Annotated in this window: 21 protein-coding genes; 2 read left to right on the top strand and 19 right to left on the bottom strand. The window is 62.8% G+C overall.

The genetic code is table 11. The annotated features are described in order from the left end of the window. Positions 1-32: 32 nt before the first annotated feature. Positions 33-1,106, top strand: a complete 1,074-nt coding sequence (locus OKW41_RS43900; protein WP_429576286.1) for a zinc-dependent alcohol dehydrogenase — start codon at positions 33-35, stop codon at positions 1,104-1,106. 77 nt (positions 1,107-1,183) lie between these two features. Continuing rightward, positions 1,184-2,344, top strand: coding sequence for a methyltransferase domain-containing protein (locus OKW41_RS43895; protein WP_429576285.1), 1,161 nt, complete (start codon positions 1,184-1,186; stop codon positions 2,342-2,344). A gap of 28 nt (positions 2,345-2,372) precedes the next feature. Here OKW41_RS43895 and OKW41_RS43890 read toward each other — a convergent pair whose 3' ends face one another. The 19 genes from OKW41_RS43890 to OKW41_RS43800 form a co-directional block, all read right to left on the bottom strand. Further along, complete coding sequence (locus OKW41_RS43890) at positions 2,373-3,347, bottom strand: hypothetical protein (RefSeq protein ID WP_429576284.1); 975 nt, start codon at positions 3,345-3,347, stop codon at positions 2,373-2,375. A 336-nt stretch (positions 3,348-3,683) separates the two neighbouring features. Then, on the bottom strand, positions 3,684-5,150 hold the full coding sequence (locus OKW41_RS43885; protein WP_429576283.1) for a hypothetical protein: 1,467 nt from the start codon (positions 5,148-5,150) through the stop codon (positions 3,684-3,686). A 71-nt stretch (positions 5,151-5,221) separates the two neighbouring features. Next, a complete protein-coding gene (locus OKW41_RS43880; RefSeq protein WP_184038521.1) occupies positions 5,222-5,620 on the bottom strand; it encodes a GtrA family protein in 399 nt (132 codons plus the stop codon). 133 nt (positions 5,621-5,753) lie between these two features. Further along, positions 5,754-6,494, bottom strand: a complete 741-nt coding sequence (locus OKW41_RS43875) for an SDR family oxidoreductase (protein ID WP_429576282.1) — start codon at positions 6,492-6,494, stop codon at positions 5,754-5,756. After that, positions 6,491-7,807, bottom strand: coding sequence for an FAD-binding oxidoreductase (locus OKW41_RS43870; protein WP_429576281.1), 1,317 nt, complete (start codon positions 7,805-7,807; stop codon positions 6,491-6,493). The genes OKW41_RS43875 and OKW41_RS43870 overlap by 4 nt, the downstream gene beginning before the upstream one ends. 2 nt (positions 7,808-7,809) lie before the next feature. Continuing rightward, on the bottom strand, positions 7,810-9,234 hold the full coding sequence (locus OKW41_RS43865; RefSeq protein WP_429576280.1) for a UbiA family prenyltransferase: 1,425 nt from the start codon (positions 9,232-9,234) through the stop codon (positions 7,810-7,812). Positions 9,235-9,615: 381 nt separating this feature from the next. Beyond that, positions 9,616-10,749 (bottom strand): glycosyltransferase, encoded by a 1,134-nt coding sequence (locus OKW41_RS43860; RefSeq protein WP_429576279.1) that lies wholly within the window; start codon positions 10,747-10,749, stop codon positions 9,616-9,618. Further along, a complete protein-coding gene (locus tag OKW41_RS43855) occupies positions 10,746-11,999 on the bottom strand; it encodes a glycosyltransferase (RefSeq protein WP_429576278.1) in 1,254 nt (417 codons plus the stop codon). The genes OKW41_RS43860 and OKW41_RS43855 overlap by 4 nt, the downstream gene beginning before the upstream one ends. Further along, complete coding sequence (wecB, locus tag OKW41_RS43850) at positions 11,992-13,110, bottom strand: non-hydrolyzing UDP-N-acetylglucosamine 2-epimerase (protein ID WP_429576277.1); 1,119 nt, start codon at positions 13,108-13,110, stop codon at positions 11,992-11,994. Before wecB ends, OKW41_RS43855 begins: the two co-directional genes overlap by 8 nt. Beyond that, positions 13,107-14,684: a polysaccharide deacetylase gene (locus OKW41_RS43845; protein ID WP_429576276.1), complete on the bottom strand. Its 1,578-nt coding sequence runs from the start codon at positions 14,682-14,684 to the stop codon at positions 13,107-13,109. The genes wecB and OKW41_RS43845 overlap by 4 nt, the downstream gene beginning before the upstream one ends. Further along, positions 14,681-16,063 (bottom strand): phenylacetate--CoA ligase family protein, encoded by a 1,383-nt coding sequence (locus OKW41_RS43840; protein ID WP_429576275.1) that lies wholly within the window; start codon positions 16,061-16,063, stop codon positions 14,681-14,683. Before OKW41_RS43840 ends, OKW41_RS43845 begins: the two co-directional genes overlap by 4 nt. Positions 16,064-16,253: 190 nt before the next feature. Beyond that, positions 16,254-17,030 (bottom strand): ABC transporter ATP-binding protein, encoded by a 777-nt coding sequence (locus OKW41_RS43835; protein ID WP_429576274.1) that lies wholly within the window; start codon positions 17,028-17,030, stop codon positions 16,254-16,256. 4 nt (positions 17,031-17,034) lie between these two features. Next, positions 17,035-17,853 carry an ABC transporter permease gene (locus tag OKW41_RS43830; RefSeq protein WP_429576273.1) on the bottom strand — a complete coding sequence of 273 codons (819 nt, stop codon included), beginning with the start codon at positions 17,851-17,853 and terminating at the stop codon, positions 17,035-17,037. 1 nt (position 17,854) lies between these two features. Continuing rightward, positions 17,855-19,270 carry a mannose-1-phosphate guanylyltransferase/mannose-6-phosphate isomerase gene (locus OKW41_RS43825; RefSeq protein WP_429576272.1) on the bottom strand — a complete coding sequence of 472 codons (1,416 nt, stop codon included), beginning with the start codon at positions 19,268-19,270 and terminating at the stop codon, positions 17,855-17,857. A 286-nt stretch (positions 19,271-19,556) separates the two neighbouring features. Next, positions 19,557-20,483 carry a dTDP-4-dehydrorhamnose reductase gene (rfbD, locus tag OKW41_RS43820; RefSeq protein WP_429576271.1) on the bottom strand — a complete coding sequence of 309 codons (927 nt, stop codon included), beginning with the start codon at positions 20,481-20,483 and terminating at the stop codon, positions 19,557-19,559. A gap of 9 nt (positions 20,484-20,492) precedes the next feature. Beyond that, positions 20,493-21,044 carry a dTDP-4-dehydrorhamnose 3,5-epimerase gene (rfbC, locus tag OKW41_RS43815; RefSeq protein ID WP_429335841.1) on the bottom strand — a complete coding sequence of 184 codons (552 nt, stop codon included), beginning with the start codon at positions 21,042-21,044 and terminating at the stop codon, positions 20,493-20,495. Further along, the gene (gene rfbA, locus OKW41_RS43810) at positions 21,029-21,922 is read right to left on the bottom strand and encodes a glucose-1-phosphate thymidylyltransferase RfbA (protein WP_184065112.1); all 894 of its coding nucleotides are present in this window, start codon (positions 21,920-21,922) and stop codon (positions 21,029-21,031) included. The genes rfbC and rfbA overlap by 16 nt, the downstream gene beginning before the upstream one ends. Positions 21,923-21,932: 10 nt before the next feature. Then, the gene (gene rfbB, locus OKW41_RS43805; RefSeq protein ID WP_429576270.1) at positions 21,933-22,994 is read right to left on the bottom strand and encodes a dTDP-glucose 4,6-dehydratase; all 1,062 of its coding nucleotides are present in this window, start codon (positions 22,992-22,994) and stop codon (positions 21,933-21,935) included. A gap of 394 nt (positions 22,995-23,388) precedes the next feature. Further along, positions 23,389-24,300, bottom strand: a complete 912-nt coding sequence (locus OKW41_RS43800; protein WP_429576269.1) for a GDP-mannose 4,6-dehydratase — start codon at positions 24,298-24,300, stop codon at positions 23,389-23,391. Positions 24,301-24,329: the final 29 nt, after the last annotated feature.

Raw genomic sequence — 24,329 nt, 5'->3', positions numbered from 1 at the left:
GCAAACGTCTCACATTTTGCGGAGATTCATAGATGACTTCGACGAACGCGCTCGAGCATCGCACCGAAGGCGCGTCCATGCGAGCCGGCTTGCAAGACGGAGTGCGTGCGATGAAGGTCGGCCGCATCCCGGTACCTGAGTTGCTACCCGGCACCGTGATCGTCAAGGTGGCGAGCGTCGGTATCTGCGGCAGCGATCTGCACGCTTACCGGAACGTCGACGTTCATCAAAGCTTTCCGAACGGCCACGAACTGAGCGGCACCGCGGTCGAGATCGGCGAGGGCGTGACGAGCGTGCGCGTCGGCCAGCGCGTGACGATCGACATGGTGATGGGCACCGCGTGCGGCAAATGCGAGTACTGCAAGCTCGGCACGCCGATTCACTGCCGCGCGCGCGAATTTCCGTTCGGCGGCGGCTTTGCCGAATACGTGCGCACCAAGGAATCGGGCGTGTTCCCGCTGCCCGATGCCGTCGACGATCAGCTCGGCGCCATCGTCGAGCCGGTGGCGGTCGGCATCCACGGGTGCCGCAAGATGCCGATTGCGCGCGGCTCGCTCGGCGTCGTGATCGGCGCGGGCACGATCGGCCTCGCGGCACTCGCCGCGGCGCTGGACGCTGGCAGTGAAAATGTCTACGTGGTCGCAAGACACGCGGCTCAGGCGCGCGCGGCGCTTGCGATCGGCGCCACCGCGATCCTGCCGGCCGATCGCGCCGAAGCGCTCGCCATGGTCGAACAGGCAACCGGCGGATTGGGCGCGCACTACGCGATCGAAGCGGTCGGCGGAACGGCCGACACGTTCGACTTCGCCTGTCAGTTCGTGCGCCCGCTCGGCCACGTGTGCGTGCTCGGTGCCTTCGATCACGGCTTCAGGAACATCGAAATCATCAAACCGCACATCAAGGAACTAACGATTCATCTGCCGAACTGCTACGGCTATATCGACGGTCAGCACGACTTCGCGCTCGCGATCGATCTGCTGGCGCGCAAGGGCGATACGTTGCGCGCCATGATCACGCACGACCTGAGCCTCGACGATGTCGACGAGGCCTTTCGTCTGGCCAGCGACAAAAGTTCGGACTCCATCAAGGTGCAGATGCATACCTGATGGCGTAGGCGGTCTCGCGCAATGCAGTGAACATCGGTCATAACTGGAAGCTGTGCCGTCCAATACGAGGAGGCAACATGGCGAAGGAAGACAATGCTCCAAGCATCGATGAATTTCGAGATAAGCGGCGTTGCCGTTTGCTGAAAGGCCTGAACGTCAAGGAAAGCGTCGGCGTGGAAATAGGCCCGCTTTGCTGGCCTCTCGTGCGACGCAGCGACGGCGGCGAGATCATTTACGTCGACCATACGGACACGCCGCACCTGCGAGAGAAGTACAAGGACGATCCTAATCTCGACGTCAATGAGATCGTCGATGTCGATGCGGTATGGGGGCGCAATACGCTGCACGAAGCGATCAAGGGTCGCTATGTCGACTACGTGGTGGCCTCTCATGTCGTCGAGCATGTTCCCGATCTCGTGACGTGGCTAAGAGAACTGGCCACGGTTCTCAAACGGACCGGCGAAGTGCGGCTCGCCGTGCCCGACCGACGCTACACCTTCGACTATTTTCGCCGCGAAAGCCGGCTGCCCGAAGTGCTGGCAAGCTATATCTCCCGTGCCCGGGTACCGCAGTCCTACTCGGTACTGGATCACTGCCTGTCCGCCGCCGATATCTCGACGCTGGAAGCATGGCAAAAGAGGATCGACCCGCATTCGGTCAAGCGGCTCCATACATGGCAGGGCGCGCTGCATGTCGCACGCGACGCCTTCGAAAACGGCACCTATCACGACGTTCACTGCTGGGTTTTCACGCCGCGCTCGTTTGCAAAACTGATCGCCGATCTTTGCGAAATGGAGCTGATCGATTTCGCTTGTGAAGATTTCAACGACACGCTGCACAACGATATCGAGTTTTCTGTCGTGATGAGGCGCTCGCGCGATCGCGAATATATTGCCGACAGCTGGCGGCGAATGGAGCTCGAGGCCAGCGACGCGACGCCGGCCGTGCCGTTCTGGCGCACGCATCGCAAACTCAAGGAGCTATGCGCCGGACCGAACGCCCGTAAGAGCACGCCGCGCTTGAGCGGACAGCCCAGCGAACTGGACCCGGACGTAGCGGTCGAATTGCCGCCGGGTTTCAACGAGCAGGAATATCTCGCCGTCAATACGGACGTGGCGGCGGCGGGCGTGAACGCGGGTCAGCATTACCTTCAATATGGGTGGCGGGAGGGGCGGGCCTTGCGGCCGGCCCCCGAGGCTCAGGCTGCCCCTGCTCCGGTCGCCATTGAAGCGAGGTAACGATCGAGACGGGGAAACGCTCGATGACCTAATGACCGGGCGGGCTAGCAGGAATCTGTACCGCCCAGTTCGGCGCGACCTTTAGCGTATGCCCCATGTCGTTCGCCGTAATGTTCCACATTGGCCATTCCGACGCGGGAAATCTCGTAGCGCTGGCCAGCAGGATAACGACGGCGAATCCCCCCGCTAATACCCGCGACAGCTTCGAACTCGACGTTGCGATCGACAGCAGCGCGGCCCAGAAAAAAAACAGCAAGGCAGGATAGATGTACCGGGCACCGAAGCCGTACCACTCCATGTGTACCGAGTACGGATTCGATCTCGCGGCGCCGAGCAACCAGATGATGCCCGCCATCGGCCCGAGCAGCAGACAGGCAAAAACCGCTCGCGATCTCGCCACGACGAACACCAATACGATCGCCAGGATCAAGCCGGCGATTAGCGGAATGCTATCCGGCGACGGCAGCAGACTGCAAAATAGCTCGCGGATCATCCGGGAGCCATAACGCCACCCGTACGGCGCCGGGCCGAAGTCGAGCGGCGGCGAGGCGTTCGTTGCGACCGCATAAACCTGCCCCGCTACGCCCGCGGTGTAGACGGCCAGAAATCCAGTCTGACGATATGAAAACTTCCCACGACGCCGCGCGTACATACAAGCCAGCACGGTCGGGGCGAACGTGATGATGCCAAAGGGGCCTGTCAACGCAATGACCGCAGCCGCCAAGGCCCGAACGCTATACCAGGATGTCGGCGGATTGAACAGGTTTTCCCACAGCAGAACGATGAGCGCCGGAAGCAGTATCCATTGAATATTCGTAACGTTCAGCAGCGTCTCGCCCGTCTGCGGGACCAACAGAGGAGCGCGAGAAGTGCGGCGATGGGACGCGAGAAGATTCGAAACGCGTGAGCCATGTAGGCGCTCGACCCGGCCGTGATCAACGCACACGCCCACATGAAAAAGTACGGCGCCTCGTCGATTGGCGTCGTTTTCATCTGCAGCCACGCGACCAGACGCGGAACGACATGCAAATAGCCGGAATAGCCCTGGACGAATGACCGGATACCCAGTTCGTGCGCTTGCGCGATAAAGATCGTGGCGTCTTCGGCCCACAGAAAGCCGTGCTCGACGCGCTGAGGCGCCCGATACCACATGAGCAGCAACGCGCATAAAAACACGAGCAATGGGAAGAGGCGGGGTTTTTCTCGCTGCATACCCGTAATTCAGTATTTTTTTTAGACAAAAGGATGAGCAGAAATCCACAGCCGACTCGGACATCGAGTCGGCCGTTATTGCCTCAAGCCGGCAGGCATGAGTTCGCAACGGGTGTTGCAGGGCTCATCAGGTCCGCGGCCCTTTCGCGCATGTTTGAATCTGCTGCTGCGTCCCCGCGGCGTCACTGCGCCGTAGCAGGCGGTAACCAGCGAAATTGAATGTGTCTACAGGAGCATAAGCCTGGTTCGCGAGCAGGCAATTCGCGCTTGCCTCGAAAGTCCAGAGCGGCTCATGCACGAGAATGTAATCCGGGCTGTACTTCGTGAGCCACGAATAAAGATCCTTGCGAGCAATGTAGTCCGCGTTATAGCGATTGGTCAGACCGAGAATGTCGATGATGTACCGGTCGGAGTACCAGCCCACGGTTCCGATCTCGACGCTTGCAACGACCGCCTTGGCAGGTGTGTTGGCCTTTATCCATTCACCAATATTCTTGTACGCGTCCATCGGGCCGCGCTGCACGTTCGAGATACCAAAGCTATGGTAAACGAAGCCGCTCGTGACGAGAAAAAACGCAAGGAACAGCGAGAGAAAAACAGAGCTCTCCCGGGACCGCTCGTACGTAAAGCTAAGCACCCTCCACGCGCCCACACCAACGAACAACAAGCCGAAGAGGAAGAATGGTGCGTAGTACCAGTGGTAATTCGGAATATGCAGAAACACATAAAACGAACCCAGCAGCACGAGATAGAGAATGACGAGCCACGCGATCCTCTTGCCGAGACTCGACAGCACACCGACGAGACCGATCGGCAGCATGAACGCGAGCAGCCGGAAGTCACCCCCGAAGAAAGCGTCCTTCATGTACTGCACGTGGAGAAAAATCAGTCCCTCGCCCCAGTACCCCGATTTCCCCTGCCCGAGCTTTGCATTGCCGGTAGCCGGAAGAAACGCGCCGTAGTAGAAGTAGTTGAAGATAAAATTGGCCGCGAGCAGAATGACCGGCGCGACGAAATACTTCACATGAGGCAGCTTTCTATTCCTGACAACGTAATCGACGACCACCACGAGGCCAAGGAACACACCTTCACTGCGCGTAATGAAGAGCAGGCCCAGTACAACACCGAGACCGAAAAACTGCTCCCTGCGATAGAGTACCAACGCGAGCGCGGAGAGGAACAGAAACAGCGAAGTCTCCATCCCAAAGGTGTCGTAAAAATAATTGAAGGAAACAACGATCAGCGCGCACAGCGTCTGTTCGTATTTTCCGCTCGCCAGCAGATGCGCTCCGGTGATCGCGGCCGCGCACAGGAACACGAACGACAAAAAGATCGTCGTATATTGCAAATTACCGGCCACGACGTTCGCCACGATCAGCAAGTAGGAATACAACGGTGACGTCAGCCCGTTGAAGCGATCGCCCGCGTTGTAGGTGAGCCCTTGCCCGTCAAACAGATTGCGCAAATATCGCAGATAGATCAGCGAATCATCGAGCTGAAAGTTGCGCGTCTGCCACGCGAGATAACCACCCACGGCAATGGTGACCACCAGTAGAAGCGCGTTCTCCGAAAGGTACTGTCTAAATCGTTGCATGTTCATTGGTCAATATTTTCTGATTACGCGCGTGCGGCAGCGCAACTACAAAAATCAATGCATTGCCCGAATCAGGCAAAAACGAACTTCTTGTCGAGCCGATATTTGACTATATAACCAATCACGAGGCCAATCACGCCGCCCGTAAAGCGGGCAGGCTCGGAATGATAGATCGCGTCCGCGCCGAATTCGAAGCCCCAGAAAATCGCCGTAGTTGCGAGCCCCATCACCGTGTACAGCAGAAAGCTCTGTATGCCGTGCGACAGATCGCGATGCTGGTATCGAAAGATCCAGAGCTTGTCGAGTAAGAACTTCACCACCAGCCCGCCACCCGTTCCGACGACCACGGACAGCGGCACGCTGAACGCTCCCGAATAGGTGATCAGCGAGAGCTTCTGCAGACCGATATTCGCGGCGATCGAAACTGCCGCGAATATCGCGTAAAAAATCACGAGGCGCGACGCGCTCATGGGAGTTGCCGAGGAGTTCACGAAAGGCACACCAGGTCAGGAAGGTCGAACGAACGTTCGCCGCGCCATGCGCTCGCTGGGCGGCGACGGTTGCCGTCGAGCACGGCAGACCCGTCGCGATGCATGCAATGCATCACAACGAGAGCCGCTTGAACACGCGGCCAGGAATAGAGCGAATGATCAGCATGATGCCCCACCAGAACCACGGGGTATAAATGACATCCCTACCCTTTTCCACCGCGCGCACGATATCGCCCGCGACCTTGTCGGCGGTAGCAACAAGCGGTCCCGGCAAGGGAAGACCCGCTGTCATTGGCGTCGCGACAAAGCCAGGCTTGATCGTCAGCACATGCGCGCCCGCCTTGAACAGGCGCGCCCTCAGGCCCTCGCAAAACGCGGAGAGCGCTGCTTTTGCACTGCCGTACAGATAGTTCGACTGGCGACCGCGATCGCCGGCCACCGACGAAATGACCGCGATCGTGCCGCGCCGCTGCTGCTCGATCACAGTGGCAAAACGCGTCAGCAACGCGATGATCGATACGGCATTGGTATTGAACTCGCGGACCGCGACGTCGGCATCGTTCTGACAGTCCTGCTGGTCAGGCAGCGTACCCGGCGCCACCAGCACGATGTCGAGCGCGCCGAACTCGGCCGAACAACGCTGCATCATGGCGGCATGTTCACCGAGCTGATCGATGTCCAACTGCTGATACAGCACGTCTTGCGCACCACGTGCCTTGAGGTCGTCGGCAACCTGCTGGAGGCGCTCCATGTTGCGCGCGACGAGAAAGAACCGCGCGCCCTGTTTAGCCCATTGCCGTGCACAGGCAATGGCGATCGCCGAAGTGGCGCCTACGATAACGATGTTTTTCATACTCGAGTGGTTCGTTCCCAAAAGCGTGACAGCAAAGCCGGATCACGCAGCGCTTCGACCTGTTCCCACTGCGGATAGGCAGCGCGAAAATCTTCGCCCGACATATGCGCGTCCTTGGCGGGATACAAACGGCCGCCGCTCTCGCGCACGATCGCATCCAGCCGGTCGAAAAGCTTGCGATTCGATTCCTCGCGCTGCGGGAAGTCGAGCGCGAGCGAGGTACCTTCGAGCGGAAAAGACAGCAAGCCCGGCGATTTGATGGCGCCGCAGCGCTTCAGCACGGCAAGTATCGACCCCGTGCCGCTGCGGGCAATCGCGTCGAGAACGGCCCGCGTTGCCTCGCGCGCAACGGGGGCCGGCATCACGCATTGATACTGCTGGAAGCCCGAGCGGCCATAGATGCGATTCCATTCAAGCAGGCTGTCGAGCGGATAGAAGTACGAGTCGTAACTCACCGTCGAGCGAACCGCGTCCGCGCGTTGCCGCCTGTAGTACAACTCGTTGAAGGCGCGCAGGGTCAGGCGGTTGAAAATGGGGATCGGCGACGTGAACGGCACCGTACGCGTCTTGCGGCGTTCGACGTCGAGCCCCCCCTCGGAGGCGTGATCGCCGACCATGAAAATGCCTCTGCCCAACGCGGCATCACGGCTCTGACAGTCCACCCACGCCACGCTGTACTCATGCAGTTCGTCGAGCCGTTCGGACAACGCGAAGAACTCGTCGAGGTTGGCAAAGCGGATACTGGTCACGTCGAGCATGCTCGACCTGATCGGCATCAGCTGGATTTCAGCCCACGCGATCAGCCCCGTCATACCAAGGCCGCCGATCGTTGCGGTGAAGTACTCGGGGCGGAGGTCCGGCGTACATTCGAACTGCGTGCCGTCGCTTCGCAGCAAGGAGAAACGCCGCACATGCCGGCCAAACGTGCCCCGTACATGGTGATTCTTGCCGTGCACGTCGTTGGCGATCGCGCCGCCCAACGTCGCGTACTTCGTCCCCGGCGTCACGGGCAACATCCATCCACGCGGAATCGCCACGTCGAGAATCTGCTCGAGCGTCATGCCCGGTTCGGCGCGCAATACGCCGTTTTGCCAGTCGGCCAGAATCATCCGGTCCAGCGGCAGCGTCTGGACCACGTGCCCCGACGACGCGAGGCAACTGTCGCCGTAACTGCGCCCATTGCCGAAGGCAAGGGTCGTGCGCTGCGTGCCGCCGACACTTCGCCATACCGCCGCGGCCGTATCACGCCAGGCGATCGGATGGGCCTCTTGCAGCGCGTACGGATAGCGCCCCCAGGACTGGACTTTGGACATGGCTAGATCGCCATCCAGAACACGGCACCGCATAGGGCCATGATCAGCCAGCTGCTCCGGTCTTTTGCCGCGAATATGATCGGGTCGTCATGCATGGAGCCGCGATGCGCGATGATCCACGTGCGGCTCACCCAGTAAAGCAGCAGAGGACAGGCCACCCAGATGTACTGTGGATGCCGATAGAGGCTCGCCGTATTGCCGTCCTGAATATAAAGCGCGAGAACCAGCACGGACAGATAGCCCGAGGCCGCGCCTAGTGACGAAATCAACGGCAGATCGCTCGCGACATAGCCGCGGCCGCGTGACTTCACGAGGCCGCGCTCCTTCAACGCGTGCAGTTCCGCATACCGCTTGACGAGCGCGAGGCTGAGAAAAATGAACATCGAAAACGCGAGCAGCCAGAACGTGAGCCGCGCATCGATCGCGGCGCTTCCGGCGATGATCCGTGTCGTATAGAGCAAGGCCAGCACCACCACGTCCATCATGACTCGCCGCTTCAGATAGAACGAATAGGCCAGCGTGAGTACGTAATATCCAAGCAAAACCAGCGCGAACTTATGAGGCAGGCAGAACCATGCGATCGCGCCGCCCACGACCAGCAGAACGGGACAGAGCGCCGCGCCCCAAACCAGCGGCAACGCGCCCGAAGCAAGCGGGCGTTTGCGCTTGGTCGGATGATGCCGGTCGTCCTCAAGATCGAGCAGATCGTTCAGCAGGTAGACGCTCGACGCACAGACACCGAAGGCAAAAAAAGCGAGGAGCGCGGCAATGACCAGCGCGGCGTCCGACAGTTGATGCGCCGCGAGCAGCGGAACGAAAATCAGCAGATTCTTCAACCACTGATGCAGTCGCAACGACTTCGCCCACGTTCTCGGCCACGCGGAGCGTTGGTCGATGACGCGCTCGACGTTGCCCTGCTTGCGGGCCGCGCGCTCTACGCCGCTCGACGGATTGATCACATAAGCACGCTCGGCCGCGGCCCAGACTGCGACATCGTCGTGCGAATTGCCCGCGTAGTCGAAGCCTTTCTCGCCGAACTCGGCCACGAGCCTGTCGCGCTTGCGATGCGCGGACAGATTGATGTCGCTATGCGTGGCGAAGGTTTTGTCGAATAGCCCAAGATGATCGGCAATCGCCTTCGCGTAGCGTTCATGGCTAGCGGTCGCCAGCACGAGCGACCGCCCGGCGGCCCGTTCTTCCTTCAGCCACTCGATGACCGTGGCGTCGTAGGGCAGGACGGTGACGTCGATATCGGTCGCTTCGGCCAAGCGGGCTTTGAGGCCGGCTTTGCCCCCGCGCAGGAGCCACAGAAGCGGCTCGTAGAACCGATGGGGAGCGGATCGGGTGAAAGCAAATCCGCATTCAATCAGGACGTCCGAGCGAATGAGAGTTCCATCAAGATCGACGACGAGTGGTTTGCTGCTCATTCAGTGAACCGCCGCAGGGCAGAAAAGAGTGTGGAAGGCACATGCGATGCCGTAGAAATTCGTTCTGGGCGCGGTAGCGGTTCAAGTCGAACCACGAGGATCAGAATCCGGACCGCGTAAAGCGGCATCACGCTACCATCTCGCGCCCTCCCCTACAACCGCTTCCAATTTATTTGTCAACTTATTGCCGACTGATTTAACAACCATGAGCCCGCAATATTCGTAACGAAGCAGAATAATCAGTGTACCGGGCTCAGTGTACCGGGCTCGACCGCGCAGATAAGACCCACATCTCGCATATAGGCCGAATTTGCGCAAACAAAGGTGAATAAAACACTTTCTCAAGCTTTTCAGCGATATAGAGAGAAAGAAAATAACGACTCAGGAAGACAATACGTGTTCATACAGCGATTTATATGCGTTTCCCAACGCTGCCCCAGAAAATAGCCGCTCATATCGCTGCCGCGCCGCCGCTCCCATGCCGCGCGCCAGTGCTTCATCCAGCGTCAGCCGGTTAATCGCGGCGATCAGCGGTTCGGGCGCCTCGGGTGGCACGACAAACCCCGTCACCCCATCCTCGTTGACGAACGACGTCCCGGACCCCACCTCACAGCACACCATCGGTTTGCCGAACATCGCGGCTTCGACCAGCACCATCCCGAACGCTTCGGAGCGCAAATGCGAGGGCAGCACCATCGCGCGACAGCCCTCGAGCAGCGCAACCTTTTCCTCATGCGTGACCTGCCCGGCAAACACGACGTTGGTCGCGCCATGCTGCCGCGCCAAGGCGGCGAGCCGCTCGCGCTCCGGCCCCGAGCCAGCGATGACGATTTTCGCCTGCACATGCCGGGCGGCCTCGACGAGCGTATGCAGTCCCTTGTAGTAGCGCAACACGCCGAGCGCCAGAAAATACGGTTCGCCCGGCGCCAGGCCGAGCCGGCTCTCGAGCTTGCGCCGCGCGTCGAGCGGCTGCGGCTCGTCGCGATAGTCAATGATGCCGAGCGGAATCGTCTTCAAACGCTCCTTCGACACGCACGCGGCAAGCGTCTCACTGGTCCGCGCATAGGCCGCCGACGTCGCGACCACCGCGGACATGCTGCGCAGCGTGCGCCGCATCAGCGGCCCATAGACGGCGCCGAGCAGCTTCTGCCGCACGATGTCGGAGTGGTAAGTCATCACCGTCGGTTTGCTGGTGCGTCCGAGCAGATGCAATACGTCGGCGAACGGCCACGGAAAGTGGAAATGCACGACGTCGGCCCAGTCGGCCAGCTCGCGATACCTGATCACCGAGCACGGGCCGCCGAGATCGCACGATGCCGGCGCCGCCCACGATTTCTCGCGGATCACCTGCCCTTCCGGGCGTTCGACGACGGTCGGCGTCGGGCTCGGCGACAGCGTCAGAATGCGCGGTTCGACGCCGCGCTCGCGCGTCGATAGCGCAATCTGGCGGATCGCTTCCTGCAGGCCGCCGGGCGGGTCCGGGAAGTACGTGCGGTACACATGAACGACCCTCACGTGCGCACCTCCGCGCCGTGTGGCCGCGCGCTGCTGCCGCCCGCCTGCGGGAAGTGGAAGGTGATCGCCAGCATCTTGTCCAGCCGTGCTTCCCACGTGTTCTCGCCAACCGCCGCGCGCGCGTCCTCCGCGCTCAGCTTGCCGCGTGCAAGCTGCTTCTCGATCGCCGCGATGAACGCGACGGTATCGCCGCCCACTTCGAGCCCCGCGCGCGGTTCCTTCGCGAAATCGAGCGGCGTCGATACGACCGGCAGACCGGCCGCGAGATATTCGTAGAACTTCATCGGAAACATCGAGTGCGTGTATTCGTTGATCAGCGTCGGCAACACACCGACCCGCATGCCGCGCAAATACTGCGGCAGCACGCGATACGGCCGGTAGCCGAGCAGATGCACGTTCGGCAGACGCTTGAGCTGCGCGAGCAGGTCGCTGCGCTGCCCTTCGCGCTCCTCGCCGATGATCACCCATTGCCACTGCGGCCGCGCCTGCGCGGTTTGCAGCAGCAACGGCAGATCGACCTTGAAGTCCGATAGCACGCCGTGATACACGAGCCGCGGCTCGTCGATCGCGGCGAGCTCGGCGGGCAGCGGGCCGTCCGCGCGCGCCGCGCCGAAGTGCGCTTCATCGACGACGTTGCCGAAGAAATGCGTATTGGGGTTAAACGGCAGGCATACGTCCTTCAGCGACTGCGCAGTCGTGAATACCGCCTCGCAGCGCCCGAGCAGATCCTGCTGGGCATTGCGGAACGCGTCGACGTCGACGCCCGGAATCGCCGCGATATCGTCGACGCAGTGGTAGACCAGAGGCCCGCGCGGCAGCGTCGCGATCGCATCGAGCATGTACGGGTGGTACGTCCACACGACCGGCTTGACGTAACGATGCGACCTCGCGAAGCGGTTCACCGAAAAACGCAGCATCGCCTGATTCAGCAAGCGCACGAACGGCAGATGATGCCCGGCCGGCACCATCAGCGGCGACAGCACCCAGATGTTGTCGGCGCGGCGCGGCGGGCCGAGCACGAGCGACTGCACGCCGCGCCACAGGCGTCGCCACAGGCGCGACCAGTCGCGGCCGCTGGCCACTTTCGGCGAGCGGAAGCCAACGCTTTCCACATACAGAATCCGCCAGCCGCGCGCGGCGAGGATGCTCGCCGTGTGCTGCTTGTTGGTCCAGTACGGCTCGTCCCAGTCGGCGGTCGAAAACAGCACGCAGTCTTGCGGGGCAAGCACGGGGTTCTTGCCGTCAGCCAACGAACACCTCGACCGGTCGGCCGCGCAGGCTGTCGACGATGCGTCGTGAGGCCAGTCCGTCGCCGTACGGATTCGCGCGATCGCGCAGCGCCGCGCGCCGCGCGGGATCGTCGAGCCAGCCGATCACCGCGCTTTCGATGCTCGCCGCGCTCTGGCCCGCGAGCGTCGCGAAACCGGCGTCGACGCCTTCGCGGCGCTCGGTGTGATTGCGCATCACGACGACCGGCACGCCGAAGGTCGGCGCTTCTTCCTGGATGCCGCCCGAATCGCTGACCACGACGGCGCTGCCGCTGATCAGATAAAGGCTCGTCGGATAGTCGACCGGCTCGATCAGCGCGAGGTTCGGGATGCCATCGAGCTCGCGATGCACCGGCTCGCGCACGGCCGGGTTCAGATGCACCGGGAACACCCAGCGGTAATCGCTATAGCGCTGACACAGATCGCGCAGCACGCGGCAGATGTCCTGCAGCACGTCGCCGAAATTCTCGCGCCGATGGCACGTGACGAGCACGTGCTGTTGCGCGCCATGCCATGCGGGCAGCGGACTCGCCGGCGGCGTGACGCTCCAGCTCGCGCGCACTTCGCCGATCGCATCGACGACCGTGTTGCCGGTCACGACGATCTTCTCTGGCGCGACGCCTTCGCTGAGCAGGCTGTCGCGCGCGCGCGAGGTCGGCGCGAAATGCAGCGTCGCGATGCGGCCGAGCAGGCTGCGGTTCGCTTCCTCGGGAAACGGACTCGCCAGATCGCCGGTGCGCAGCCCCGCCTCGACGTGACCGACGCGGATGCCGCGCTGGAACGCCGCGAAGCCCGCGCAGAACGCGGTCGTCGTGTCGCCCTGCACGATCACCCAATCGGGACGTGTTTCGTCGAGCGCGCGATCGAGCGCGGCGATCAGGCGCGACGCGAGCGCGTTCAGCGATTGACCCGGGTGCATCGTTTCGAGCGTGATGTCCGGTTCGATGCCGAAGAATTCGAGCGCCTGCGCGGCCATGTCCCTGTGCTGCCCGCTCGCGCAGACGATCGTGTCGAACTCGCTGCGCAGCGCTCGCACGAGCGGTGCGAGCTTGATGACCTCGGGCCGCGTGCCCATCACCACCATGACTTTCATTGCAGTGCTTTCCCCGCCTCGACCTTGGTATGAGCGCCCCGGAACTCGACGCCGAGCGCGAGCGGCGTCGTGTCGGCGAAGGGCGTGACGACGCGAAAGATGCCGTCTTGTTCGACGATCTGCGCGAGCGAGCGCAAGCGCAGGAAATCGAGCGCGGCTTCCTCGTGCAGGAACAGCGGCCGTTGGGCCTTGCCGCGCATGTAGGCGATCAACTGCTCGTGCGCGTCGATGCGCGCCGCCTCGTCGGTCCAGCCGTACGCGTAGCGCTCGGAGAACGGATGGTCAAGATAGCCGAACAGCGTGTTGGTCGCGTACGCGGTGTCGAAGGCCTGCTTGAAGATCGCGAGCGCATCGCCCTCTTTCAGCATGCAGTCGCCGTGCAGCATGCACTGTTGGCTGTGACCGACGAAGCCCGCCGGCAAACCGGCCAACGCGCCGCCGCGTGCGCTCAGAAACTCCGGATCGTTGCGGATGATGCCGCCGATGCAGCCCGCGTAGCCCGCGTCGATCAGGCCGCGCATCGCGTACGGCGGCGACTGGTGAAACGGCGACACCGCGTAGCGCACCGGCACGCCGGTCGCGCGTTCGAGCAGTTCGGCCGATTGCACGCCTTCCGCGATCGCGGTGTCGTAGCTGCCGCCCCAGTTCGGCGAGTGCGTCGCCGTGTGCGACAGCACCGCGCCCTGCTGCCGGTCGGCAAGCAGTTCGCGCAGGATGTCGTGCTGGCCGCCGCGTTGCAGGTTCTGCGTATGCACGGCGAGCGTGAACGGCACGCCGAGACGCCGGTACGCGTGCCACAACGGGCGCGCCGATTCGACGTCCTCGTCGCAATCGAGCCGCGACGTGATCGCCGCGTCGTAACCCCACGGGAGTTCGCTCAGCACCGGCTGACACGGCAGCGCATCGGCCCGGTAGCCCGACAGAAACTGCTCGACGAGGCGCCATTCGAACGAATCGCACGGGCCGACCGGCCGGTTGAACCACAGCACGGCCGATGCACCCGCATCCCACAGCGCCGCGTACGCGAACTGTCGCTCGCCGTTCACGACGACCGCGGCCAGCTCCGCTTCGGCCGCAACTTCGGGCGCCTCCGCGAGCGCCCAGATCGAGCCGTCGGCGCGAATCGCGCCGTAGCCGAGGTTGTTCCATTCGTCGGTGAAATCGAAGCGCTCGAACGGGCGATGCCATGGCGCGCCGCCGAGTGTCTGCGCGAGCGCGCCGTAGCGCACCGCCGCCGCGCTTTCGCGCGACTCGCCCGAAGGCGCCGTTGCACTGCGGCTCGCTTGCGAGAGGTCGGCGGGTAACGCCGCGGGCCGATAACGCAGATAGTCCGCGAGCGCGATCGGCATATGGCCGAACACGATCAGCTTGCGCGGCCGCGCCTGCACGAACGCGATCAGGTCGGCGCTCCACGCATCGGGCGCGTCGACCGCGACCATGACGTCGGGCGCGATCTCGTGCAGCATGTTGCGCGTGATCGCTTGGGCCTGGGTCGCGCTGACCGAGCGCCGCAGCGCCGCCAGCACGTATTGGCCGGCGTCGGCGCGGGCGTCGGGAAACGCGACGCCGATCATGCGCTCACCACGTGACGGAATTTGGCGCGACTGCCCACGCGCACGAAATCGTCGTGACCGACGTAGGCGATCGTGAACGCGTCCTGCCAGAAGTGGCGCAGCTTCGCGGTGGTGTCCTCCGCGTTCGCGTGCGGTTCGAGCACGATGCGCAAAGTGGGCGGCGTCGTGCGCAGATCGATCTGGAATTCCTGGATGCCGCCGACGCGGTGATCGAGCATGTCCTGGATGTGGTGCGTCGGATGCGCGACGCCGTTGATCGGCACGACGTCGTGAATCCGGCCGACCACGTCGGTCAGGAAGAAGCCCTTCTCCGTCTCCTGCACACGCGCGAGGTCGCCGGTCGTGTAGCGGATCAACGGCATCAGCCGGTTGCGGAACCCGGTGAACACGAGCTCGTGCGCGCCGTCGGGGTTGTCCGGCGCGACGCGGCTTTCCGGCCAGCCTTCCGATTCGAGGATCTGGAAGCCGCCTTCGTGACCGTCGAGCTCATAGGCCATCACACCGAGCTCGGCGAGGCCGTAGCGGTCGATCACGCGGCAGCGCAATGCCTTCGCGATCATCTCGCGCGCATGCGGCTCGAGCAGCTCGCCGCTCGACTCGAACACCTGGAACGCGTTGCCGCCGCCGTACTTGCGCTCGACATAGCAGGCGAGCGCGTACATCGTCGACGGATGTGAGTGCGCGAGATACGGGCGGCGGCGCTTCAGCGTGCGCCACATTTCCTCGAGGCCGTGATCGTCGATGCGGTCGAAGAAGACATTGCTGCGATTCATCGCGAAGCATTTGAAGTCTTCGCGCGACGGCCACTCGGGCACGACCTGATCCGGGAAACGGCACGCGAAGTGCAACTCCGAGCGATGGCGCAGCTTGCCGATCCGCTCGCGGCAATAGTTGGTGACCGCCGACGAATAATCGGCGCCTTCCTGGTCGTAGTAAATCGTCGTGGAGAGGCCGGTCGAGCCACCGGTCTTGCACGCGTGGTGCTTGCCAGCCACGAGCTGTCCCGACAGGAGACGCGGACCCTGCTCGCGGATGATGTCCTTGGTCAGATACGGCAGTTCCTCGAGGTAGCGCGGGTCGTTCCTGACCTTGGCGGGATCGAACTGCTTCGCCTGGAACAGGTCGCGATAGTAAGGCACCTTCGCGCCGGCGAATTCGAGCGTCGCGACGAGCCGTTCGAGCGCGATGCGGCGGCGATGCGGCATCGGCAGCGAATAGTGCTCGCGCAGCTCGCGGATTTTCGGGCGCACGTTGCGCTTTTCGGCGTTCTCCGCAATCGGATACGCGATATAGCCGCCCGCGAAACCCTTCAGCGTGCGAAACGGCTGACGCACCAGCAGGGATTCGGAGTAGCGCAGAAATGGGTGATTAGCTCGCATCAAATTCGAACCTTGTTACGCCTCGGGATTGGCCACGAGGGTGTTGCTGAACTGCGGGACTGGCTTGCGCCGGGGCGCGGTTTAGCCGATGAGCCGATGGATTTGCCTGCCGCCGTCGCGCCCGCAGCTCGCGCGTCGGCGCACATGCGGCAGGCGCAGCATGCGCCGCGCCGGTCGCGCGTCGGCGCGCTCAGTGCGGCAACTGCGCGGTGTGGCTGATGAGCGGCTCGTCGGATTTTTCCGACGGCAGCACGGGTTCGTCGGCGACCATCTTGCCGTGTTCCATCGAGATCTTGCGGGTGCACGCGCGCGCGACCAGCGACGGATCGTGCGACGCCACCACCAGCAGCGCCGCCTTGCCGACGAGGCCTTCCAGACGCTCGGCCGCCTTCACGCTGAACTCGGCGTCGCCCACGCTCAGCCATTCGTCCATGATCAGGATGTCGGCTTCGACGCTCGTCGAGATCGCGAACGCGAGGCGCAGCATCATCCCGCTCGAATAGGTGCGCACCGGCAGATTCAGGTAATCGCCCAGTTCGCTGAAGTCGGCGATCTCGTCGATCTTGCTGCGGATGCGGGCGGGCTTCAGCCCGTCGAGAATGCCGCGCAGATAGATGTTTTCGAAGCCGGTCGCGTCGGGGTCGAGGCCCATCGACACGTCGAGCAGCGACGCGATCTTGCCCTGCACCTTCAGCTCGCCGCGCACCGGCGCATAGACGCCCGACAGCGTGCGCAACAGCGTCGTCTTGCCCGAGCCGTTGTGGCCGATCAGGCCGATGCGCTCGCCTTCGCTGAAGGTGAAGCTCAGGTCGTCGATCGCGCGGACGATCGCATGGCGACCCGCGTCCTGGCCGATCCGGCCGCCCGTCGTCAGATTGAGCACCGCCTTTTTCAGCGAGCGATGCGAGTTCTCGTAAATCGGAAATTCGACGGAGATGTTACGAGCGACAATCGATGAAGAACTCACAATATCAAAGCCAGTAAGGAACGCGATTACGGAAACGCTTCATCAGGATCTGCGCGAACGCAAAACCGACAATCAGGAGACCAATCGACCACGCCCACGACTCCCAGTGGGTCGGGCGGCCGGTGAGCGGCGCGCGCACCGTTTCGATCAGGTGATAGAGCGGGTTGTATTCGGCGACCCACGCGCGGTCCTTCAGGATTTCCGGCGACCACATGACCGGCGTGAAGAAGAACACGACCTGGATCAGGTTCGTGACGATCGGCGGAATGTCGCGAAAGCGTGCGCACAGCACGCCGAGCGTGACGCCGAGCCACACGCCGTGCAGCAGCAGGATCATGAGCGCGAACGGCACCAGCACGATTTCCCAGCCCTGCCAGTGACCGAACACGAACAGCAGCACGACGACGACCGGCAGGCTATGCAGCAGGATCACGAAGTTGCGCCACGCGATGCGGCATACGTGGACCGTCAGCGGCAGCCTGATCTGCTTGATCAGATATGCCGAGCCGATGAAGGCCATGCAGCCCTCGTTCGCGACCGACGCCAGATACGCCCACACGACGAGACCCACCGCCAGATACGGCAGATAGTCGGAGAGTTCCTGGTGCAGCAGCGTCGAGTACAACGCGCCGAGCACGACCACCATGATGAGCGTGCTCAGCGTGAACCAGAACGGCCCGAGCACCGAGCGGCGATAACGCTGCCGGATGTCGTGCCAGCCCAGCGTGCCCCAGACCCGCACCGCTTTCATGCCGACCAGCAGGTCGTCGCGCTCGTTGTGACGTGTCAGGTCTTCCGAGTCGTTGGTAAAACTGATATCCATCTCAAGTACGTCCGTAAATGTCTTCGAAGCGAACGATATCGTCTTCGCCCAGATATTCGCCACTTTGCACTTCGATCATCACGAGCTCGACGACGCCCGGATTTTCGAGGCGATGTTTGTGACCCGCCGGGATATAGGTCGACTCGTTGGTCGACACGAAGAACTCTTTTTCGCCGTTGACGACCTTCGCCATGCCGCTCACCACGACCCAATGCTCGTTGCGGTGATGATGCATCTGCAGGCTCAGGCTCGCGCCCGGCTTCACCTCGATGCGCTTGATCTTGAAGCGCGGCCCCTCTTCGAGCACCGAGTACGTGCCCCACGGCCGATGCACGGTGCGATGCACCTTGTACGTCTCATGGCCGCGCGACTTCAGCTCCGCGAAAATCTGCTTCACGTCCTGCGCGCGATCCCGGTGCGCGACGAGCAGCGCATCGGGCGTGTCGATCACGATCAGGTTGTCGACGCCGACCGCGCCGATCAGGCGCCCGTCGCTGCGCAGATACGAGTCCTTCACGTCGATGAGCAGCGCCTCGCCTTCGACGCGATTGCCGCTCGCATCGGCCGGCGACAGGTCGGACAGCGCGGTCCACGAGCCGACGTCGGTCCAGCCAAGGTTGCAGCACACAACCGCCGCGTGCTCGCACTTCTCCATTACCGCGTAGTCGAACGACAGCTCCGGCACCGCGCCGAAGCAGCCCGGCTCGAGACGCACCTGCGCGCCGCTCTTGCCTTCGGCGGACGGCGACTTGTCCATGCATTCGGCCGCGGCATCGAGAATGTCGGGACAATGCTCGCGCATTTCCTTCAGGATCGTGCCCGCGGTGAAGCAGAACATGCCCGAGTTCCACACGAACTTGCCCGACGCCAGATACTCGCGGGCCTTCTCCAGTGACGGCTTCTCGACGAAGCGCACGACCCGCTCGCCATCGGCTTCGATATAGCCGTAGCCGGTTTCGGGCGTATCCGGATGCATGCCGAAGGTGACCACGTTGCCGGCCTGCGCAAGCGTCTGCGCACGCGCGACCGCCGCGGCGAACGCGGTTTGATCCGCGATCAGGTGATCGGCGGCGAGCACCAGCATCACAGTGTCTGCGCCATGCGCCTTCACCGTGTGCAAGGCCGCCGTGGCAACCGCCGCGGCCGTGTTGCGGCCGAACGGTTCGAGAATGAACGAGGTCGCGACGTTCTTGCCGTTCACCTCGCGGAAATCGTCTTCGGTCTTGAAGAACAGCTCACGGTTGGTTACCGTGAGCACTTCCTTCACGCCGGGCAACGCGACCGCGCGCAGGAACGCTTTCTGCAGCAGGCTTTCGCCGTCCGCGAGACGGATGAACGGCTTCGGGTGCGATTCGCGCGAGACCGGCCAGAGCCGCGATCCCGCTCCGCCGCACAGAATGATCGGTAACAAACTCACAGCTCCCTCTCGATACCGTATTTTTTACGTGGCCATACTGGCTTGCGCGCGGTTGACGCACACGTTTGCAATCTACTCCGCATAGAACGTTAAATCCGCGCCTGGAACGCCCTCGCGTTGAGCGACATTCTACCGCCGCACCCTTTCACCATTGTCAGGGAACAATCGTTTCGATCGGTCCCGGACCACGACGGCATCATGGCGAGCAGCGTGCGCGGCAGGACGTCCGATGCGAGTGTTTCCTTCGCCGCACCGGCGCTCGCGAGCCCTGCGTCGAAACCGCGACTCAGGTGCGCGCCGCCGGCGACTTTGGAAAACCGTCCGTCAGACACAGCTTCAACGCGTCGCGCCAATGCGGCGCGGCGAGCCCGAACACGCGCGCCAGCTTGTCGTTCGACATTCTGGAATTGGCCGGGCGCTTCGCGGGCGTCGGGTAATCCGCGGCCGGAATCGGCAGCGTGTTCGGCCTGTTCGGCAAATCCGCGAGTTCAAAGATCGCCGACGCGAAACCGTGCCACGACGTCGAGTCGCCCGCGCACAGGTGATAGATGCCCGAACGCTCGTCCCACCACTTCGCGCCGTCTTCGGCGGCGAAGGATTGCGCGCACAGATGCGCGGTCAGCGTCGCGATCGTGTTGCACCAGGTGGGCGCGCCGAACTGGTCGGCCACCACCTTCAGCTCCGGACGATCGGCGCCGAGCCGCAACATCGTCAGCAGAAAGTTCTTGCCGCGCGTGCCGTACACCCAGCTCGTGCGCAATACGAGGTGATTCACGCCGCTCGCCGCGATTGCCTGCTCGCCCGCGAGCTTGCTGCGGCCGTAGACGTTCTGCGGATCGGTTGGATCGTCTTCGACGTACGCGCCTTCTTTCGTGCCGTTGAACACGTAGTCGGTCGAATAGTGGATCAGCGCGGCGCCGAGCTTTTTCGCTTCCTCGGCGAGCACGCCCGGTGCTTCGCCGTTGATGCGCATTGCCAGGTCGCGTTCTTCTTCGGCCTTGTCCACCGCCGTATAAGCGGCCGGATTGACGATCAGCGCGGGACGCAGGTCGCGCACCACCGCGCGAATCTGATCGGGGTTCGACAGATCGAGCCGCGAGCGGTCGACCGCGACCACGTTGCCGAGCCCTTGCAGCGTGCGCGCGAGCTCATAGCCGACCTGGCCATTTACGCCGGTGACGAGAATCGTCCGTTTCGCGTCGTGTGCGCTCATGCGATCCCCTTATGCGTAGACTTCGGCGTCGGCGAGACGCTTGCCCGCCGCATCCTTGGCCGCGAGCAGCGGCTCGAAGTCGACTGGCCATTCGATCCCGATCGCCGGATCGTTCCACACGATGCTGCGCTCGTGCTCGGGGAACCAATAATCCGTGGTCTTGTAGAGGAACTGCGCGGACTCCGACAGCACGACGAAGCCGTGCGCGAAACCGGGCGGCACCCACAGCTGCCGATGGTTTTCGACCGACAACGTCACGCCGACCCACTTGCCGAAGTTCGGCGAGCTCTTGCGGATGTCGACGGCGACGTCGAACACCTCGCCCTCGACCACGCGCACGAGCTTGCCCTGCGCATGCTGGATCTGATAGTGCAGACCGCGCAGCACGCCTCTCGCCGAACGCGAATGATTGTCCTGCACGAACTCGACGCCCGGCTCGACCTTCTCGGCGAATTCGAGCGCATTGAAGCTTTCGAAAAAGAAGCCGCGCGCATCGCCGAACACCTTCGGCTCGATGATCTTGACTTCGGGCAGCGAGGTTGCGGTTACCTGGATGGCCATGCGACGTGATCCGTGAGAATGTTTTGCAGGTATTGCCCGTAGGCATTCTTCGCGAGCGGTTTGGCGAGCGCGAGCAACTGCTCGCCGTCGATCCACTGACGCCGGTACGCGATCTCTTCCGGACACGCGACCACCAGACCCTGGCGCTTTTGCAGCGTTGCGATGAAGGTCGCGGCTTCGATCAACGAATCGTGCGTGCCGGTGTCGAGCCACGCATAACCGCGGCCCATGATCTCGACGTTGAGCGCCGCGTTCGCAAGGTAGCGCGAGTTCACGTCGGTGATTTCGAGCTCGCCGCGCGGCGACGGCTTGATGTCCGCGGCGATGTCGCAGACCTGCTTGTCGTAGAAGTACAGACCCGTGACCGCGTAGTTCGAACGCGGCCTGGCGGGCTTTTCCTCGATCGACAACGCGCGGAACTGCTTGTCGAATTCGACCACGCCGTAGCGTTCCGGATCCTGCACGTGATACGCGAACACGGTGGCGCCGTCGGTCTGATCGTCGGCGCGTTCGAGTTGCTTCGCGAGATCGTGGCCGTAGAAGATGTTGTCGCCGAGAATCAACGCCGACGGATCATTGTTCACGAACTCGCGGCCGATGATGAACGCCTGCGCGAGTCCATCTGGCGACGGCTGCACCGCGTACTGGATGTTCATGCCCCACTGGCTGCCGTCACCGAGCATCGCCTCGAAGCGCGGCGTGTCCTGCGGCGTGGAGATGATCAGCACGTCGCGAATACCCGCCACCATCAGCGTGGACAGCGGGTAGTAGATCATCGGCTTGTCGTACACCGGCAGCAACTGCTTGGAGACGACGTGCGTGATCGGATACAGGCGGGTGCCCGAGCCGCCCGCGAGAATAATGCCTTTGCGCGCCATTGCCGTGCCTTTACGCGCGCTGCGCGTAGTTGGTCTCGACCCACTTCCGGTATTCGCCCGAAGCGACTTCGTCGGCCCATTGCTGGTTGTCGAGATACCACTGGACCGTTTTGGCGAGCCCCGTCTCGAACGTTTCCGCCGGCTTCCAGCCGAGTTCGCGCTCGAGCTTGCGGGCGTCGATCGCGTAACGGCGGTCGTGACCCGGACGATCTTTCACATAGGTGATCTGGTCGCGATACGAGCCGGCCGCCTTCGGGCGCTGCTGGTCGAGCAGGTCGCACAGCGTGTGCACGACCTCGAGATTCTTCTTCTCGTTCCAGCCGCCGACGTTGTACGTCTCGCCCGGCGTGCCGCGCGCGAGCACTTCACGGATCGCGCTGCAGTGGTCGCCGACGTACAGCCAGTCGCGCACGTTCTGCCCGTCGCCATACACGGGCAGCGGCTTGCCGCCGAGCGCGTTGGCGATCATCAGCGGAATCAGCTTTTCGGGGAACTGGTACGGGCCGTAGTTGTTCGAGCAGTTGGTGGTCAGCACCGGCAGGCCGTACGTGTGGTGGTAGGCGCGCACGAGGTGATCCGAACCGGCCTTGGTCGCCGAATAGGGGCTATTCGGCGCATAAGGCGTAGTTTCGGAGAACTGCGGATCGGTTGCTGACAGCGAGCCGAACACTTCGTCGGTCGATACATGCAGGAAGCGGAACGCGGCGCGCTCCGCTTCGCCCAGCGTGTTCCAGTAGCTGCGCGTCGCTTCGAGCAGCGTGAAGGTGCCGACGACGTTGGTTTGCACGAAATCGGCCGGACCGTGGATCGAGCGATCCACATGGCTCTCGGCGGCGAAATGCAGCACCGCGCGCGGCTTGTGCTCGGCCAATAGCGAATCGAGCGCGGCGCGATCGCAGATGTCGACGCGCGCGAAAATGTGTTTGGGATTGCCCTGTAGCGACTTCAGCGTGCCCAGGTTGCCGGCGTAGGTCAGTTTGTCTACGTTGAGCACCGCTTCGTCCGACGCATTCAGCCAGTCGAGCACGAAATTAGCGCCGATAAAGCCGGCACCGCCCGTTACCAGGATCATGTAATTCCCTTGTCGATGTTAGTGACAGGCGGCGAAGAGCTTGCGACCTGTTCACCCCGCGTGGTGTCCGTTTCTCTGGTCGTCCGTCGCGCTCCCCGGAGAGTGGACACTCAGACGCCAATTTTATGAACCCCAATTATAAAGCCGCCCAGTGCAAAAACTAGAACCCTAACAACTTGAAACAGCTTGACAGAATTCGTTGCCGTTGGTCTATGAAAAGGGGCTTTCCGGTGCGGTTACGCGCATTTTGGCGCCTGTAATGATGTGCGCCACATACTGTGGCGGCGCGGCGCGGAAAGAGTGGGAAACGAAGAAGAACGGCGAAAGCGTCATGAAAGGCCGCAAACGCGGCCCTTCGGTGCAGACCGTCAGGCGGTTGCTCGCGCGAGCGCGCTCAGGCCGCGAGCATCCAGCGCAGCGTATCGATGAAAGGGATCGACTCGACCGCCGGCACCAGCGAGTGCAATTTGGCGGGCGAACCGGCAAGCATCTTGACGTCCGTTTGCCGGACAAAGGCGGGATTGATCTGGACTTCGATGTTGTGACCGGTGAGTTCGCTCGCGGTCGTGAGGATTTCACGCAACGAATACGGCGTGCCGGTGCAGACGTTGACGATTTCGGCGGCGACATTGGAGTCGAGCAACGCCTCATACGCGCTCGCCACATAACGCACGTCAGAGAAGTCGCGCGCGATGTCGATATTGCCGAGTTCGATCGATGCCGCGCGCCGCGCGAAGTGGCTGACGATCTTCGGCACGAGGAAGTTCACCGCCTGGCCGCGGCCGGTGTAGTTGAACGGCCGCACGATCAGGATCGGCAGGCGGTCGAACCATGTGCGCACCAGCGCTTCCATGGCCGCTTTGCTGGCCGCGTAATGATTGACCGGCGTAAGCGGGAAGCTCTCGTCGATCGCGGCGCTGCTGACGTTGCCGTACACGTTCGCGCTGCTTGCGATCAGCAGCTTGCGCGGCACATGGCCGATCGCGGCACAGGCTTCGAGCAGGTTCTGCGTGCCGATCACGTTGACGCGATAAAAGTCGAGCGGATCGTTGTGCCCCACGAAGCTGATCGCGGCCAGATGCACGATGAAATCGGGCCGCACGGTTTCGAGCACGCGCCGGCAGTCTTCCGGTGAGGTGATGTCGAGTTTGACGCGTGTCGGCGTGTCGGGCTCGTCGCGGCCGGACACCGCTTCGATCACGGTATGGCCGCGCCCGGTCAGCTTCTCGACCAGATAGCGGCCGGTAAAACCGTTCGCACCGGTGACGAGCGTGCGAAATGATTGCTTCGCCGCGGAAGACGACATGCTGGCTTCGTTCACGAGAGAGTCATCCT

It is taken from the genome of Paraburkholderia sp. UCT70 (assembly GCF_050434085.1).
Taxonomy (GTDB): domain Bacteria; phylum Pseudomonadota; class Gammaproteobacteria; order Burkholderiales; family Burkholderiaceae; genus Paraburkholderia; species Paraburkholderia tuberum.
This window is presented reverse-complemented; position numbering and strand designations above follow the sequence as displayed.

Coding starts and splice junctions, on each gene's coding strand:
- OKW41_RS43845 (WP_429576276.1), bottom strand. CDS start 14,684: ATGATCGGCGTCGCGTTTCCCGACGCCCGCGCCGACGCCGGCCAATAC.
- OKW41_RS43830 (WP_429576273.1), bottom strand. CDS start 17,853: ATGGATATCAGTTTTACCAACGACTCGGAAGACCTGACACGTCACAAC.
- OKW41_RS43900 (WP_429576286.1), top strand. CDS start 33: ATGACTTCGACGAACGCGCTCGAGCATCGCACCGAAGGCGCGTCCATG.
- OKW41_RS43840 (WP_429576275.1), bottom strand. CDS start 16,063: ATGCGAGCTAATCACCCATTTCTGCGCTACTCCGAATCCCTGCTGGTG.
- rfbC (WP_429335841.1), bottom strand. CDS start 21,044: ATGGCCATCCAGGTAACCGCAACCTCGCTGCCCGAAGTCAAGATCATC.
- rfbB (WP_429576270.1), bottom strand. CDS start 22,994: ATGATCCTGGTAACGGGCGGTGCCGGCTTTATCGGCGCTAATTTCGTG.
- OKW41_RS43880 (WP_184038521.1), bottom strand. CDS start 5,620: ATGAGCGCGTCGCGCCTCGTGATTTTTTACGCGATATTCGCGGCAGTT.
- rfbA (WP_184065112.1), bottom strand. CDS start 21,922: ATGGCGCGCAAAGGCATTATTCTCGCGGGCGGCTCGGGCACCCGCCTG.
- OKW41_RS43800 (WP_429576269.1), bottom strand. CDS start 24,300: ATGTCGTCTTCCGCGGCGAAGCAATCATTTCGCACGCTCGTCACCGGT.
- OKW41_RS43885 (WP_429576283.1), bottom strand. CDS start 5,150: ATGCAACGATTTAGACAGTACCTTTCGGAGAACGCGCTTCTACTGGTG.
- rfbD (WP_429576271.1), bottom strand. CDS start 20,483: ATGAGCGCACACGACGCGAAACGGACGATTCTCGTCACCGGCGTAAAT.
- OKW41_RS43870 (WP_429576281.1), bottom strand. CDS start 7,807: ATGTCCAAAGTCCAGTCCTGGGGGCGCTATCCGTACGCGCTGCAAGAG.
- wecB (WP_429576277.1), bottom strand. CDS start 13,110: ATGAAAGTCATGGTGGTGATGGGCACGCGGCCCGAGGTCATCAAGCTC.
- OKW41_RS43875 (WP_429576282.1), bottom strand. CDS start 6,494: ATGAAAAACATCGTTATCGTAGGCGCCACTTCGGCGATCGCCATTGCC.
- OKW41_RS43865 (WP_429576280.1), bottom strand. CDS start 9,234: ATGAGCAGCAAACCACTCGTCGTCGATCTTGATGGAACTCTCATTCGC.
- OKW41_RS43895 (WP_429576285.1), top strand. CDS start 1,184: ATGGCGAAGGAAGACAATGCTCCAAGCATCGATGAATTTCGAGATAAG.